This window comes from Streptomyces sp. P9-2B-2 (assembly GCF_030406865.1).
Classification (GTDB): domain Bacteria; phylum Actinomycetota; class Actinomycetes; order Streptomycetales; family Streptomycetaceae; genus Streptomyces; species Streptomyces platensis.
In genome coordinates this window covers 4213575-4228710 of the sequence record NZ_CP129126.1, presented here as the reverse complement: position 1 = coordinate 4228710, position 15136 = coordinate 4213575, and the positions used below count along the sequence as shown (strand labels likewise).

The following is a 15136-nucleotide window of genomic DNA, read 5'->3' as shown; positions in this document are numbered from 1 at the left end:
CGGCAACGCAAATTGCCGGACCACGGCGTAACCCCCTCCGACGGGGATTCGGAAGCGAATTCGGACCGGCAACGGACCGAGAATCGGATCTGATAGAGTCGGAAAGGCCGGAAAGCGAAAGCTGAACGGCCGGCCCGCTCCAACAGGGCGCCAGAGACGGAAACCGATCTGGTAAGGTTGGAAACGCGAAGAAGCCGAAAGGCGGAAACGCACCGGCGAAAATCGGGCCCGCAAGGATCTGATAGAGTCGGAAACGCAAGACCGAAGGGAAGCGCCCGGAGAGCCCGGTACTGAGCAATCAGAACCGATAAGGCACAAAGGAAGCGTCCGTTCCTTGAGAACTCAACAGCGTGCCAAAAGTCAACGCCAGATATGTTGATACCCCGTCCACCGGAAACACTTCCGGAGGATGAGGTTCCTTTGAAAAGCCCACCACGGCCCATGCGGTCGGGGTGGCACACACAGCGAGGACGCTGTGAACGACCGGACCTATTCCGTCTGGTTGTTCCGCTCTCGTGTGTGTTTCACCGGATTACCGGTAAACATTCACGGAGAGTTTGATCCTGGCTCAGGACGAACGCTGGCGGCGTGCTTAACACATGCAAGTCGAACGATGAACCTCCTTCGGGAGGGGATTAGTGGCGAACGGGTGAGTAACACGTGGGCAATCTGCCCTTCACTCTGGGACAAGCCCTGGAAACGGGGTCTAATACCGGATACGACCACCGACCGCATGGTCTGGTGGTGGAAAGCTCCGGCGGTGAAGGATGAGCCCGCGGCCTATCAGCTTGTTGGTGGGGTGATGGCCTACCAAGGCGACGACGGGTAGCCGGCCTGAGAGGGCGACCGGCCACACTGGGACTGAGACACGGCCCAGACTCCTACGGGAGGCAGCAGTGGGGAATATTGCACAATGGGCGAAAGCCTGATGCAGCGACGCCGCGTGAGGGATGACGGCCTTCGGGTTGTAAACCTCTTTCAGCAGGGAAGAAGCGAGAGTGACGGTACCTGCAGAAGAAGCGCCGGCTAACTACGTGCCAGCAGCCGCGGTAATACGTAGGGCGCAAGCGTTGTCCGGAATTATTGGGCGTAAAGAGCTCGTAGGCGGCTTGTCACGTCGGATGTGAAAGCCCGGGGCTTAACCCCGGGTCTGCATTCGATACGGGCAGGCTAGAGTTCGGTAGGGGAGATCGGAATTCCTGGTGTAGCGGTGAAATGCGCAGATATCAGGAGGAACACCGGTGGCGAAGGCGGATCTCTGGGCCGATACTGACGCTGAGGAGCGAAAGCGTGGGGAGCGAACAGGATTAGATACCCTGGTAGTCCACGCCGTAAACGTTGGGAACTAGGTGTGGGCGACATTCCACGTCGTCCGTGCCGCAGCTAACGCATTAAGTTCCCCGCCTGGGGAGTACGGCCGCAAGGCTAAAACTCAAAGGAATTGACGGGGGCCCGCACAAGCAGCGGAGCATGTGGCTTAATTCGACGCAACGCGAAGAACCTTACCAAGGCTTGACATACACCGGAAACGTCTGGAGACAGGCGCCCCCTTGTGGTCGGTGTACAGGTGGTGCATGGCTGTCGTCAGCTCGTGTCGTGAGATGTTGGGTTAAGTCCCGCAACGAGCGCAACCCTTGTTCTGTGTTGCCAGCATGCCCTTCGGGGTGATGGGGACTCACAGGAGACTGCCGGGGTCAACTCGGAGGAAGGTGGGGACGACGTCAAGTCATCATGCCCCTTATGTCTTGGGCTGCACACGTGCTACAATGGCCGGTACAATGAGCTGCGATACCGCGAGGTGGAGCGAATCTCAAAAAGCCGGTCTCAGTTCGGATTGGGGTCTGCAACTCGACCCCATGAAGTCGGAGTTGCTAGTAATCGCAGATCAGCATTGCTGCGGTGAATACGTTCCCGGGCCTTGTACACACCGCCCGTCACGTCACGAAAGTCGGTAACACCCGAAGCCGGTGGCCCAACCCCTTGTGGGAGGGAATCGTCGAAGGTGGGACTGGCGATTGGGACGAAGTCGTAACAAGGTAGCCGTACCGGAAGGTGCGGCTGGATCACCTCCTTTCTAAGGAGCATCTAGATCTCGTAAGAGATCCAGAGCCACTACGTCGGCAAATGTTCGACGGTGGTTAGCTCATGGGTGGAACGTTGACTATTCGGCGCACTTGATTGGTTGTCACTAGTACTGCTTCGGCGTGGAACGTGGTGATGGATCGAGTGGGCCGGGCACGTTGTTGGGTATCTGAGGGTACGGACCGTTGAGTCTGGACCTTCGCGATGCCGGCCCCAGTGAACTCAGCCTTCGGGTTGGGGTGGTGGGTGGCTGGTCGTTGCTTGAGAACTGCACAGTGGACGCGAGCATCTGTGGCCAAGTTTTTAAGGGCGCACGGTGGATGCCTTGGCACCAGGAACCGATGAAGGACGTGGGAGGCCACGATAGGCCCCGGGGAGCTGTCAACCGAGCTTTGATCCGGGGGTGTCCGAATGGGGAAACCCGGCAGTCGTCATGGGCTGTCACCCGCTGCTGAACACATAGGCAGTGTGGAGGGAACGCGGGGAAGTGAAACATCTCAGTACCCGCAGGAAGAGAAAACAACCGTGATTCCGGGAGTAGTGGCGAGCGAAACCGGATGAGGCCAAACCAGTCACGTGTGATACCCGGCAGGGGTTGCGTGGTTGGGGTTGTGGGATCTCTCTTTTACAGTCTGCCGGCTGTGAGACGAGTCAGAAACCGTTGATGTAGGCGAAGGACATGCGAAAGGTCCGGCGTAGAGGGTAAGACCCCCGTAGCTGAAACATTAGCGGCTCGTTTGAGAGACACCCAAGTAGCACGGGGCCCGAGAAATCCCGTGTGAATCTGGCGGGACCACCCGTTAAGCCTAAATATTCCCTGGTGACCGATAGCGGATAGTACCGTGAGGGAATGGTGAAAAGTACCGCGGGAGCGGAGTGAAATAGTACCTGAAACCGTGTGCCTACAAGCCGTGGGAGCGTCGCTGTATGTGCTTGCACATGCAGTCGTGACTGCGTGCCTTTTGAAGAATGAGCCTGCGAGTTTGCGGTATGTTGCGAGGTTAACCCGTGTGGGGAAGCCGTAGCGAAAGCGAGTCCGAATAGGGCGTTGAGTAGCGTGCCCAAGACCCGAAGCGGAGTGATCTAGCCATGGGCAGGTTGAAGCGGAGGTAAGACTTCGTGGAGGACCGAACCCACCAGGGTTGAAAACCTGGGGGATGACCTGTGGTTAGGGGTGAAAGGCCAATCAAACTCCGTGATAGCTGGTTCTCCCCGAAATGCATTTAGGTGCAGCGTCGTGTGTTTCTTGCCGGAGGTAGAGCACTGGATAGGCGATGGGCCCTACCGGGTTACTGACCTTAGCCAAACTCCGAATGCCGGTAAGTGAGAGCGCGGCAGTGAGACTGTGGGGGATAAGCTCCATGGTCGAGAGGGAAACAGCCCAGAGCATCGACTAAGGCCCCTAAGCGTGTGCTAAGTGGGAAAGGATGTGGAGTCGCAGAGACAACCAGGAGGTTGGCTTAGAAGCAGCCATCCTTGAAAGAGTGCGTAATAGCTCACTGGTCAAGTGATTCCGCGCCGACAATGTAGCGGGGCTCAAGCACACCGCCGAAGTCATGTCATTGCAGCAATACTCCCAACGGAGGCTGTGATGGGTAGGGGAGCGTCGTGTGCCGGGTGAAGCAGCCGTGGAAACGAGTTGTGGACGGTTCACGAGTGAGAATGCAGGCATGAGTAGCGATACACACGTGGGAAACGTGTGCGCCGATTGACTAAGGGTTCCTGGGTCAAGCTGATCTGCCCAGGGTAAGTCGGGACCTAAGGCGAGGCCGACAGGCGTAGTCGATGGACAACCGGTTGATATTCCGGTACCCGCTTTGAAACGCCCAATATCGAATCCATTAATGCTAAGGCCGTGAAGCCGGCCTGGAGTCTTCGGACAAAGGGACGTGGTGGAGCCGCCGATCCAAGGTGGTAGTAGGTAAGCGATGGGGTGACGCAGGAAGGTAGTCCAGCCCGGGCGGTGGTTGTCCCGGGGTAAGGGTGTAGCCCGTCATCTAGGCAAATCCGGATGACGTTAAGGGTGAGACCTGATGCCGAGCCGATTGTGGTGAAGTGGATGATCCTATGCTGTCGAGAAAAGCCTCTAGCGAGTTTCATGGCGGCCCGTACCCTAAACCGACTCAGGTGGTCAGGTAGAGAATACCGAGGCGTTCGGGTGAACTATGGTTAAGGAACTCGGCAAAATGCCCCCGTAACTTCGGGAGAAGGGGGGCCATTGCTGGTGATGGAATTTACTTCCTGAGCTGGTGGTGGCCGCAGAGACCAGCGAGAAGCGACTGTTTACTAAAAACACAGGTCCGTGCGAAGCCGTAAGGCGATGTATACGGACTGACGCCTGCCCGGTGCTGGAACGTTAAGGGGACCGGTTAGTCACATTTCGGTGTGGCGAAGCTGAGAACTTAAGCGCCAGTAAACGGCGGTGGTAACTATAACCATCCTAAGGTAGCGAAATTCCTTGTCGGGTAAGTTCCGACCTGCACGAATGGCGTAACGACTTCTCGACTGTCTCAACCATAGGCCCGGTGAAATTGCATTACGAGTAAAGATGCTCGTTTCGCGCAGCAGGACGGAAAGACCCCGGGACCTTTACTATAGCTTGATATTGGTGTTCGGTTCGGCTTGTGTAGGATAGGTGGGAGACTTTGAAGCGGCCACGCCAGTGGTTGTGGAGTCATTGTTGAAATACCACTCTGGTCGTGCTGGATGTCTAACCTGGGTCCGTGATCCGGATCAGGGACAGTGTCTGGTGGGTAGTTTAACTGGGGCGGTTGCCTCCTAAAGAGTAACGGAGGCGCCCAAAGGTTCCCTCAGCCTGGTTGGCAATCAGGTGTTGAGTGTAAGTGCACAAGGGAGCTTGACTGTGAGACTGACGGGTCGAGCAGGTACGAAAGTAGGGACTAGTGATCCGGCGGTGGCTTGTGGAAGCGCCGTCGCTCAACGGATAAAAGGTACCCCGGGGATAACAGGCTGATCTTCCCCAAGAGTCCATATCGACGGGATGGTTTGGCACCTCGATGTCGGCTCGTCGCATCCTGGGGCTGGAGTCGGTCCCAAGGGTTGGGCTGTTCGCCCATTAAAGCGGTACGCGAGCTGGGTTTAGAACGTCGTGAGACAGTTCGGTCCCTATCCGCTGTGCGCGTAGGAGTATTGAGAAGGGCTGTCCCTAGTACGAGAGGACCGGGACGGACGAACCTCTGGTGTGCCAGTTGTCCTGCCAAGGGCATGGCTGGTTGGCTACGTTCGGAAAGGATAACCGCTGAAAGCATCTAAGCGGGAAGCCTGCTTCGAGATGAGTACTCCCACCCCCTTTGAGGGGTTAAGGCTCCCAGTAGACGACTGGGTTGATAGGCCAGATATGGAAGCCTGGTAACGGGTGGAGTTGACTGGTACTAATAGGCCGAGGGCTTGTCCTCAGTTGCTCGCGTCCACTGTGTAGGTTCTGAAGTAACGACCTGTGTTTATGCCGGGTTGGTTAACTTCATAGTGTTTCGGTGGTCATAGCGTTAGGGAAACGCCCGGTTACATTTCGAACCCGGAAGCTAAGCCTTTCAGCGCCGATGGTACTGCAGGGGGGACCCTGTGGGAGAGTAGGACGCCGCCGAACAAATTTTGTTAAAGCCCCTCGGGAACGAAAGTTCCCGGGGGGCTTTTTCGCGTTTCCGGCCGCTCGGTACGCTCGTGGTATGCGCTACGACCTGGTCATTTTCGATAACGATGGTGTCCTGGTGGACAGCGAGCCGATCTCCAATCGGATTCTTGCCGGCTACCTCACCGAATTGGGTCATCCGACCAGTTACGAAGACTCGCTGCGGGATTACATGGGCGGTGCGATGCACCGCATTCATGAGGCCGTGCTTCAGCGGTCCGGGAAGCGGTTGCCGGTCGGGTTCGACGACAGTTTTCATGCGCGGGTCTTCGACGAGTTCCGTCGGCGGCTGGAGCCGGTGGCGGGCGTGCGCGAGGTGCTGGAGAAGCTGGCCGCGGACGGGGTGCCGTACTGCGTCGGGTCGTCGGGCAGCCATGAGCGTATTCGGGTGGCGTTGACGAAGACCGGGCTGTGGGAGCGGTTCGCAGGGGCCGATGGGGGCGTCGGGGAGCGGATCTTCTCGTCGCAGGATGTGGGGCGGGGGAAGCCGGCGCCGGATCTCTTTCTGTATGCCGCGCAGGAGATGGGGGTGGCCCCGGAGCGGTGTGCGGTGGTCGAGGACAGTCCGCTGGGCGTGCGGGCCGCGGTTGCCGCGGGGATGGACGTCTACGGGTTCACGGCGATGACGTCGGCGGAGAAGCTGACGGAGGCCGGGGCCACTGGGCTGTTCGCCCATATGGCGGAGCTGCCGGCGCTGCTGCAGTAGGGGACACCGTCGGCGGTGCCCGTCGGACGCCGAGCGAAATCGGCGCTGTGATCCATCTACCCAGTGGTAGTGCGGAGTTCTAGGCTGAGCGGCCATGACGGCCCCTCGGGTACCAGGAGCGCAGCTGCGGCACGGCCGGGTCTCGCTCGCCCTGAGCTTCTTCATCCAGGGCGCGGTCTTCGCCCTCCTCGTGACCCGAATACCCGCGATCCAGGACCGCTACGGGATCTCGGACGGGCTGCTGCCGGTGTTCCTGGCGGCGGTGCCCGTTCTCGCGGGGGTCGGCAGCGTCGTCACCGAGCAGCTGGTGAAGCGGGTGCGGCCCGGTCTGGTGCTGCGAATGGTGCAGCCGGTGGTGTGTCTGGCGCTGGCGGCCGTCGGGTCGGTCGGCTCGATGGCGCAGGCGGCGCTGGCGCTGGCGGCGTTCGGGCTGACGGTGGGTGCGCTGGACGCCTCGATGAACATGCTCGGGGTGAGCCTCCAGCGGGCGTACGGGCGGAGCATCATGCTCGGGTTCCACGCCGCGTACAGCCTGGGCGGCATCGTGGGGGCTTCGCTGGCCTGGGCGGGGGCGCACTGGCAGCTGTCGCTGGCGCTGCTGTACGGGCCGGTGGTGGCGGTCCTGGTGCCGCTGGCGCTGCTCGTGGGCCGGTGGTTCGTGGACCGGAGCCGGGAGGCTCAGGGTGGCAGCGAGGAGGGGACGGCGGGAGCCGTCGTGCCCCTCGCGATGCGGCTGTTGTTGCCGCTGTGTCTGGTGATGGCGTTCGCCTACATCGGGGACTCGACCGTTTCCAACTGGAGCGCCAAGTATCTCCAGGACGTCCTGGGGAGTTCCGAGCAGCTCGCCACCGTCCCGTACAACGTCTACATGGTCACCACGCTGCTCGGGCGGGCGGTTGGAGACCTGGGTGTGCGGCGCTTCGGGGCGGTCGCGGTGGTGCGGGCCGGGGCGGTGGTCGCGGCGGGCGGTTTCGCGGTGGTGGCGGCGGCGCCGGGGGCGTGGGCCGGGATGGCGGGGTTCACGCTGCTGGGGTTCGGGCTGAGTGTGCTCGTGCCCCAGACGTTCGCGGCGGCGGGGCGCTTCGCCTTCGAGCGGCACGGTCCGGCGGCCGCGGACATGGCCGTCGCGCGGCTGAACATCTTCAATTACGTGGGCTTCTTGATCGGCTCTCCGCTGGTCGGTGCGCTGGGTGATGCCTGGAGCTATCGGGGGGCGATGCTCGTACCGATGGCCCTGGTGCTGGTGACGCTGGTGTATGCCCGCTCGTTCGGGGCGCCGGCGGCCCGATACGGTGACGGGCATGAGCGGCCGCGCACAGCTGATGTGGGATGAGGCAGTAACGGGCTACGACTTCGGGTCCGGGCATCCGATGGACCCGGTCCGGCTCGCGCTGACCATGCGTTTGGTGGAGGCGTTCGAGCTGGACCGCGGGCCGCTGGAGGTGGTCGCGGCCAAGCCTGCCGGGGATTCCACGCTGCGGCTGGTGCATCGCGAGGACTACATCGCCGCGGTCCGCAGCGCCTCGGCGGACCCGGCGGCCGCGGACCTGTCGTACGGGCTGGGGACGGCGGACGATCCGGCGTTCCCGCGGATGCACGAGGCGTCCGCGCTGATCGCCGGGCAGTCGGTGGGCGCGGCGGAGGCCGTCTGGCGCGGCGACGCGGCGCATGCGGTGAACTTCGCCGGCGGGCTGCACCACGCGATGCCGGGCGGCGCCGCCGGATTCTGCATCTACAACGACGCGTCGCTGGCGATCGCCCGGCTGCTGGAGCTGGGGGCCGAACGCGTCGCGTATGTGGATGTGGACGTCCACCACGGAGACGGGGTGCAGGCGGCGTTCTGGGAGGACCCGCGGGTACTGACGATCTCGCTGCACGAGCATCCCCGGACGCTCTTCCCGCAGACCGGCTGGCCGGAGGAGACCGGCGGGGCGGGCGCGGAGGGCACCGCGGTGAATGTGGCGCTGCCCGCCGGGACCGGGGACGAGGGCTGGCTGCGGGCGTTCCACGCGGTGGTCCCGGAGCTGCTGGGTGCCTTCCGGCCGCAGGTGATCGTGACGCAGCACGGCGCGGACACCCACTTCGAGGATCCGCTGGCGCATCTCGCGGTGAGCCTGGACGCCCAGCGTGCGGTGGCGGAGGCCTGTCACGACCTGGCGCATGAGCACGCCGACGGCCGGTGGGTCGCGCTCGGCGGGGGCGGCTACGCGGTGGTGGACGTGGTGCCGCGCAGCTGGACGCATCTGGTCGCGATCGCGGCGGGCCGGCCGATCGAGCCGACCGCGATGGTGCCGGAGGCCTGGCGGCACGAAGTGTTCCGCCGGACCCGGCAGTTGGCGCCGCACCGGATGACGGACGGCCGTACGCCGCAGTGGCGGGACTTCATCGACGAGGGCTACGACCCGGCCGACCGGCTGGACCAGGCGGTGCTGGCGACCCGTCGGGCGGTCTTTCCGGCACACGGGTTGCTGCCGTAGGGCCGGTCTCCTGTCGGTCCCTGTAACGCTGTTACGGCACCCCGGGAGTGGGTATTCCGCGGGCCCGACGGTCCGCAGGTGACCGTCGCCCTGCACCGCCGTCCGCCCCTCCCGTACGGCCGTATCCGGCACCGCGCCCCACGGATGTGTGATGTCCCGTCGGTCCGGGCACCCGAAGGCCGACCAACCGGACAGTATGGGAAGCGTGTTGGGAACCGGGGCGCTGCGGGCGCACCTGATCGAGGCGCGGCTCGCGGGGACGATCGCGACCACGCGGGAGAAGAGTCTGGCGCGCTACCGGCTCTTCGCGGCACGCGATCCCAGGGCGCTGCTGGGGCTGGATCCCGAACGGGACTGGCCGCTGAGTGAAGTACTGCGACTGATGGGGCGGAAGTGCGGGGTTTCGGCCGATCCCGCGCACACTTCCGGCCCGGATGTGATCGACCCCGACCGTACGGTCGCCGCGCTGGACGGGTTCGCCGAACGGGTCGCCACCGCGGCCGGCCGCCGGGCGCCGGTACTGATCGGCACCGGCCATCCGCACCGGCTGCTGGAGTTCTACGCCGCCCTCGCAGACGCTCTCTCGTCGGCGGGCTGCACCGTTCTCACCCCGGCGTATGGCGCCCGTGTCGACATAGCGACCCGGTTCGGGGTACGTCCCTGCACCCTTGAGTACGTACGGGGAGTCGCGCTGATGCGAGAAACCGGCGTGCGGGGTGCACCCGGGGCCGGGGGCGTACACACCCATTCCCCGCTCCCGGTACGGACCGCTCTGGCGGCCGCGGCGGACGCTGCGGGGCCGCTGCCGGGGCTGGTCATCGGGGACCACGGTTGGGTCTGCGGGGCAGGTCAGCTGGGCTTTGAGGTGATCGGGCTGGCGGACACGGACGACCCGGCGCCGTTCGTCGGCCAGGCCGAGGGACGGGTGTCCGTGGTGGTGCCGCTCGACGACGCCGTGCCAGCGGCGGACTATCAGCCGCTGGCCCGCTATGTATTGAATCGGTCAGGTCTGTCCCGATAGGCGGCTGTTCGCTGCTCCTCTTCCCCACTCGCATCACCCGCCCCTAATCTGGGGAGTGAGCGCATAGCGACGAAGAGTCACCGGAGGGGAAGCCGGTGACCGTCTTATGCGGAAGGTGCAGGTGTGACATGGCGGCAGACCAGAGGCCTCTGAACGAGGTCGTGTTCCTGACAGTGGCGGAGGTCGCCACGGTGATGCGAGTGTCGAAGATGACCGTGTACCGCCTGGTGCACAGCGGTCATCTGCCCGCGATTCGCGTGGGGAGGTCATTCCGGGTTCCGGAGCAGGCGGTGCACGACTACCTCCGGGAGTCCTTTGTGGGGGTGGAATCAGCCTGACAGGTCCGTCGCCGACCCTCGGATTACGCCGTTCGCCCGGCGGCGGGTAGGCTGGCCCGATGTAGGTAGTGTGGGCTCGGACGCCCCGCACCGAGTGATTCGAAGTAAGCGAGGGTAGTCGTGGGCTCTGTTATCAAGAAGCGGCGCAAGCGGATGGCGAAGAAGAAGCACCGCAAGCTGCTCAAGCGCACCCGTGTTCAGCGTCGTAACAAGAAGTAAGCGACGCTGATCGCGAATTCGCAGCCCCTCATCGCCTTGGCGCGATGGGGGGCTGCGGTGCGTTGTGGGCCGTATGGACGGTGGTCGGACGGAAATATGGCCACGGGCATCCTGCGGTCATCACTGCGCAACACCGACCCGATAGCGTGGCCTGCACAGCTTGGCCATTCGTGGTCGCGGCGGGAAGGAAGGGCTGATCTTGGGCAAGGTCGTGCTCGTCACGGGAGTCGCACGGCAATTGGGCGGCCGGTTCGTCCGCCGTATCCAGCGTGATCCCGACGTCGACCGGGTGATCGGGGTCGACGCCGTGCCACCGGAGCACCATCTGGGCGGCGCTGAATTCCTCAAAGCCGATATCCGGCATCCGGCCATTGCCCGGGTCCTGGCCGAGACGGGCGTCGACACCGTCGTCCATATGGACATCAACGGCACGCCGTTGGGTAAGCGCGGCGGCCGCGCCTCGGTGAAGGAAACCAACGTCATCGGGACGATGCAGCTGCTCGGCGCCTGCCAGAAGGCCCCGAAGGTGCAGCGGCTGGTCATCAAGTCCAGCACCAGCGTCTACGGCTCAGCGCCCCGCGACCCGGCCGTCTTCACCGAGACCACCACCCCGAAGTCACTGCCCAGTGGTGGCTTCGCGAAGGACATCGTCGAGGTCGAGGGGTACGTCCGCGGCTTCGCCCGCCGCCGGCCCGATGTGGCGGTGTGTGTGCTGCGCTTCGCCAACATCCTCGGGCCGTGCGCGGATTCCCCGCTCGCCGAGTACTTCTCGCTGCCCGTATGGCCGACCGTGCTCGGTTACGATCCGCGGCTCCAGTTCGTCCACGAGGACGACGCCATCGAGGTGCTGCGGATCACCGCCGCCGCGCCGCGCCGCGGCACGCTCAACAGCGGCACGTTCAATATCGCCGGAGACGGTGTGCTGCTGCTCTCGCAGACCTCCCGGCGGCTGGGGCGGCCGACCGTCCCGCTGCTGCTGCCGACCGTCACCTGGGCCGGTACGGCGCTGCGGTCCATCGGCATCACGGACTTCTCGCCGGAACAGATCCGGCTGCTCACGCACGGCAGGGTCGTCGAAACGACGCAGATGCGCGAGACACTGGGATTCCACCCGAAGTACACGACGGCGGAGACCTTCGCGGAATTCGCCCGCAGCCGCGGACCCGGGCTGCTGCCGCCCGAGTCCCTCGCCCGCACCGTCGACCGGCTCGCCGGCGTGCTGCCCGCACGCGGCGGCCCGACCCAGTGAGGAGTTCATCCACGATGGCGGACGCCAAGGTCATTCCCTTCGGCGAGGAGCCCCGGGCGCGCAGGAAGGCCCGGCGGGCCGGGCGCGCGGGATGCGATGCGGCGCTGGCGCCCGTACCGGAGGCACGGACCGAGCATCCGCCGGCGGCGCCCCCGCGGCCGAGTCCCGGGCGGTCCCTGGACGAGCGGATCGCGGGCGGGCTGGCCTTTCTGCGGCGGCGGATCACCGGCGACTACGAGGTCGACGACTTCGGGTACGACGAGGAGCTGACCGACCAGGTCCTGATGTCGCTGCTGCGGCCCTTCTACGAGAAGTACTTCCGGGTCGAGGTGAAGGGGGTGGAGAACATCCCCTCCGACGGCGGTGCGCTGATCGTCGCCAACCACTCCGGGACGCTCCCGCTGGACGGCCTGATGCTCCAGGTCGCGGTGCACGACAATCACCCGGCGCAGCGTCATCTCCGGCTGCTGGCGGCCGATTTGGTGTTCGTCCTGCCGGTGATAAACGAACTGGCCCGCAAGGCCGGGCACACCCTCGCCTGCGCGGAGGACGCCCAGCGGCTGCTGGAGCGCGGTGAGATCGTCGGGGTGATGCCGGAGGGCTTCAAGGGCATCGGCAAGCCCTTCGCGGACCGCTACAAGCTCCAGCGCTTCGGGCGGGGCGGTTTCGTCTCGACGGCGCTGAAGGCCGGGGTGCCGATCGTGCCGTGCTCGATCGTGGGCGCGGAGGAGATCTACCCGATGATCGGGAACTCCAAGACGCTGGCGCGGGTGCTGGGGCTGCCGTATTTCCCGATCACGCCGACCTTCCCGTGGCTGGGGGCGCTGGGTGCGGTGCCGCTGCCGACGAAGTGGACGATCCAGTTCGGCGAGCCGATCCAGACGGCCGGCTATCCGGCGGAGGCGGCGGACGATCCGATGCTGATGTTCAACCTGACCGACCAGGTACGGGAAACGATTCAGCACACCCTCTACAAGCTCCTGGTACAGCGACGCTCGGTGTTCTTCTGAGGGAAGGACCAGAAGAACACCGAGCGGGCCGGCACCGGAGAGCTGAGCTACTTCGGCAGATCCTCGCCGTCGATCCCCAGACCGGGCAGCAGCCCCGGGATCAGCGGCGGGAGGGTGACATCGGGGCGGCCGCCGGTGTCCTTGCGGCCGCCGTGGCCCCCGTCGTGCGGCGACGGGCTGTCGCCCTTGGACGGCGGGTCGAGCAGCCCGCCCGTGTTGCCGCCGAGCAGGCCGTCCTCCTGGGAGGGTGAGGCCGACGGGCGCGGGGCGTGCGAACCGCCGCGGTGCTTGCCGTGGGCGGACTTGCTGCCGGACGGCGCCGGGCGGTCGTCGGAGCCGGAGCCGGTGCCCACGGAGGGGGGCGTGTCGCGGTGGTGGCGCCTGCTGTCCGGGGTGGGCGGCAGCAGCGAGCGGAGCGGACCGACCTCTTTGTCTATGGCGTCGAAGACCGAGCTGACCTCGTCGCGGACGTCGGTGAGCTGCACCGGGAGCTTGTCGCGCAGATGCGACCAGGTGCCTCGATGGGACTTGGTGAAGGAGTTCAGCGCCTGGATGGGGCCGAGCGAGCCATCGCGCTCATACGCCGCGTGCAGCAGGCGGTGGCCCTCGCCCGCGTCGTGCCGGATGCCGGCGAGCGCCTTGCGGATCTCGCCGAGCGCCTCGTGGTCGAGGTCGGCGAGCCGGGCGCGCTCCATCATCCGGCGGACCTCCATCATGCGGGTGGAGGCCTGGTCGAGAAAGAGCTGACCACGGTCGGAGTCATCGTCGGCCATGCCGAGCCGGAGGTCCTCCATGCCGCGCTTGAGGCCGTAGAGGGAGTCGCCGGGGAGGGCGTCGGAGCTGGCCGCGGCGACGCCGCTGAACGCGCCGGCGGCGACGCCGACCGTCAGCCCGCCGGCCGCCAGCCCCTTGGAGAGGCGGGAGCGCGGGCGCAGCCGGCCGATCGATTTCGTGGCGCGGTGCGCGCCCTTGTGTGTGCGCTGCTCGGGCACCCTGGCACCGTCGGACGGAGCGCCTTCGGCGAAGGCGGCCTCCATCGCGGCGATGAGCTGGGCGCGCTGGACAGTCTTGACCTCGGTGGCCATCTCGGGCCCCGGGAGTCTCCCGAGGCCGTCGGCGACCGCCAACAGCCGTGCTTCGCCCGGCGCTTGCGCCGGATTGTCGACCTGGTCCTCGGCCGCCGCGCCGTCGAGGACCTGCTCCTCCAGCGCCTGGGCGAAGGCGTTGGCCCGCCGGTGCACCGAGACATTTGCGATCACGGGCGGCACCTCCTCTCGTCATCCCGCTCGACTCCCCGGACTGGCTTTGACTGTCCAGATGGACCGGATGGTTGCACGTCGTGCTCCGCGGCCACTCGATCGAGTGAGTGGCCGCGGGCATGGCGTGACCGCATGGAGCCTGCATCCCGCACAACGAGCGGCGCGGCACTCGGGTTACGCACTCACGATGATCTGACCGACCGGGTGCGAGTGATCACCAAGAGTGAGCGAATGACGGCGTGGGACGGGGTATCGGTTCCTGTGGACAGGGGGTCAGCGGGCGTCTTCGGGGAGCAGCCGCGCGAGGGTGCGGACCGCGCGGTACTGGAGGGTCTTGATCGCGCCCTCGTTCTTGCCCATGACGCGGGCGGTCTCGGCGACCGAGAGGCCCTGGAGGAAGCGCAGCGTGACGCACTCCTGCTGTTGGGGGTTGAGCTTGCGTACCGCCTCCAGGAGGGCGGCGTTGGAGAGCGATTCGAGGACCGAGTCCTCGGGGCTGCGCTCGACCTCGTTGGCGTCGAGCATCTCTCCGGTGGTGACTTCCAGGCGGAAGCGGGAGGACTTGAAGTGGTCGGCGACGAGGTTGCGGGCGATGGTCACCAGCCAGGCGCCGAAGTCACGGCCCTGCCAGGTGAACGTGCCGATCCGGCGCAGGGCGCGCAGAAAGGTCTCGCTGGTCAGGTCCTCGGCCGTGGCACGGCCGCCCACGCGGTAGTAGATGTACCGGTAGACCGTGTCGGCGTACTGGTCGTAGAGGCGGCCGAAGGCTTCGGCCTCGCCGGCCTGGGCTCGTTCGACGAGGTCCATCATGCGACGGCTGTCGCTGTCGGCGGGGCGACGGGCGGTGGTCGTGCCGGTGCCGGAGCGGCGGGTTCTGCCGGCGGCCTTTCCGACCGCAGCACTCCCGTCGGCCAGGGCGTAGCAGGGTCCGGCGGCGGGGACGGCTGAGGCGAATGCGGGGACGGCGTACGCGGTGGGGACAAAACTGCGCAGGTGGTCGACGAGTGTCGTACGCAGCGTAGCCAGGCCCGAGGCGTCAACCCCGACGTGTGGGTACACGGGACTCCCAGAGGCAGAGCTTCCATCACGTGCAGTGCGGGACCGTTCACTCGTCGTAGGGACGTGT

At 65.3% G+C, this 15136-nt stretch carries 10 protein-coding genes and 3 rRNA genes; 11 read left to right on the top strand and 2 right to left on the bottom strand.

Features of this window, described 5'->3' with window-relative positions; translation table 11 throughout:
- Positions 1-545: 545 nt before the first annotated feature.
- The 11 genes from QT196_RS18440 (at position 546) to QT196_RS18390 (ending at position 12751) form a co-directional block, all read left to right on the top strand.
- Positions 546-2074, top strand: a 16S ribosomal RNA gene (locus QT196_RS18440).
- A 301-nt stretch (positions 2075-2375) separates the two neighbouring features.
- Positions 2376-5498 (top strand): 23S ribosomal RNA (locus tag QT196_RS18435).
- A gap of 74 nt (positions 5499-5572) precedes the next feature.
- Positions 5573-5689, top strand: a 5S ribosomal RNA gene (gene rrf / locus QT196_RS18430).
- The 16S, 23S and 5S rRNA genes sit together here, the layout of an rRNA operon.
- 79 nt (positions 5690-5768) lie before the next feature.
- Positions 5769-6437 carry an HAD family hydrolase gene (locus tag QT196_RS18425; protein WP_168480145.1) on the top strand — a complete coding sequence of 223 codons (669 nt, stop codon included), beginning with the start codon at positions 5769-5771 and terminating at the stop codon, positions 6435-6437.
- 94 nt (positions 6438-6531) lie between these two features.
- Positions 6532-7770, top strand: a complete 1239-nt coding sequence (locus QT196_RS18420) for an MFS transporter (protein ID WP_290355258.1) — start codon at positions 6532-6534, stop codon at positions 7768-7770.
- Positions 7739-8914 carry an acetoin utilization protein AcuC gene (locus QT196_RS18415; RefSeq protein ID WP_290355257.1) on the top strand — a complete coding sequence of 392 codons (1176 nt, stop codon included), beginning with the start codon at positions 7739-7741 and terminating at the stop codon, positions 8912-8914. Before QT196_RS18420 ends, QT196_RS18415 begins: the two co-directional genes overlap by 32 nt.
- Positions 8915-9119: 205 nt before the next feature.
- Positions 9120-9935 carry a phosphatase gene (locus tag QT196_RS18410; protein WP_168480138.1) on the top strand — a complete coding sequence of 272 codons (816 nt, stop codon included), beginning with the start codon at positions 9120-9122 and terminating at the stop codon, positions 9933-9935.
- A 128-nt stretch (positions 9936-10063) separates the two neighbouring features.
- A complete protein-coding gene (locus QT196_RS18405; protein ID WP_006604741.1) occupies positions 10064-10273 on the top strand; it encodes a helix-turn-helix domain-containing protein in 210 nt (69 codons plus the stop codon).
- A gap of 120 nt (positions 10274-10393) precedes the next feature.
- Positions 10394-10492, top strand: coding sequence for an AURKAIP1/COX24 domain-containing protein (locus QT196_RS18400; RefSeq protein ID WP_003948845.1), 99 nt, complete (start codon positions 10394-10396; stop codon positions 10490-10492).
- 199 nt (positions 10493-10691) lie between these two features.
- Entirely contained in the window at positions 10692-11741 is a 1050-nt protein-coding gene (locus QT196_RS18395) for an NAD-dependent epimerase/dehydratase family protein (protein ID WP_168480137.1), read from the top strand.
- A gap of 14 nt (positions 11742-11755) precedes the next feature.
- Positions 11756-12751: a lysophospholipid acyltransferase family protein gene (locus QT196_RS18390; RefSeq protein ID WP_290355256.1), complete on the top strand. Its 996-nt coding sequence runs from the start codon at positions 11756-11758 to the stop codon at positions 12749-12751.
- A 47-nt stretch (positions 12752-12798) separates the two neighbouring features.
- Here QT196_RS18390 and QT196_RS18385 read toward each other — a convergent pair whose 3' ends face one another.
- Positions 12799-14010 (bottom strand): DUF5667 domain-containing protein, encoded by a 1212-nt coding sequence (locus QT196_RS18385; RefSeq protein ID WP_168480133.1) that lies wholly within the window; start codon positions 14008-14010, stop codon positions 12799-12801.
- 273 nt (positions 14011-14283) lie between these two features.
- Complete coding sequence (locus tag QT196_RS18380; protein WP_006604745.1) at positions 14284-15069, bottom strand: ECF subfamily RNA polymerase sigma factor, BldN family; 786 nt, start codon at positions 15067-15069, stop codon at positions 14284-14286.
- Positions 15070-15136 lie beyond the last annotated feature (67 nt).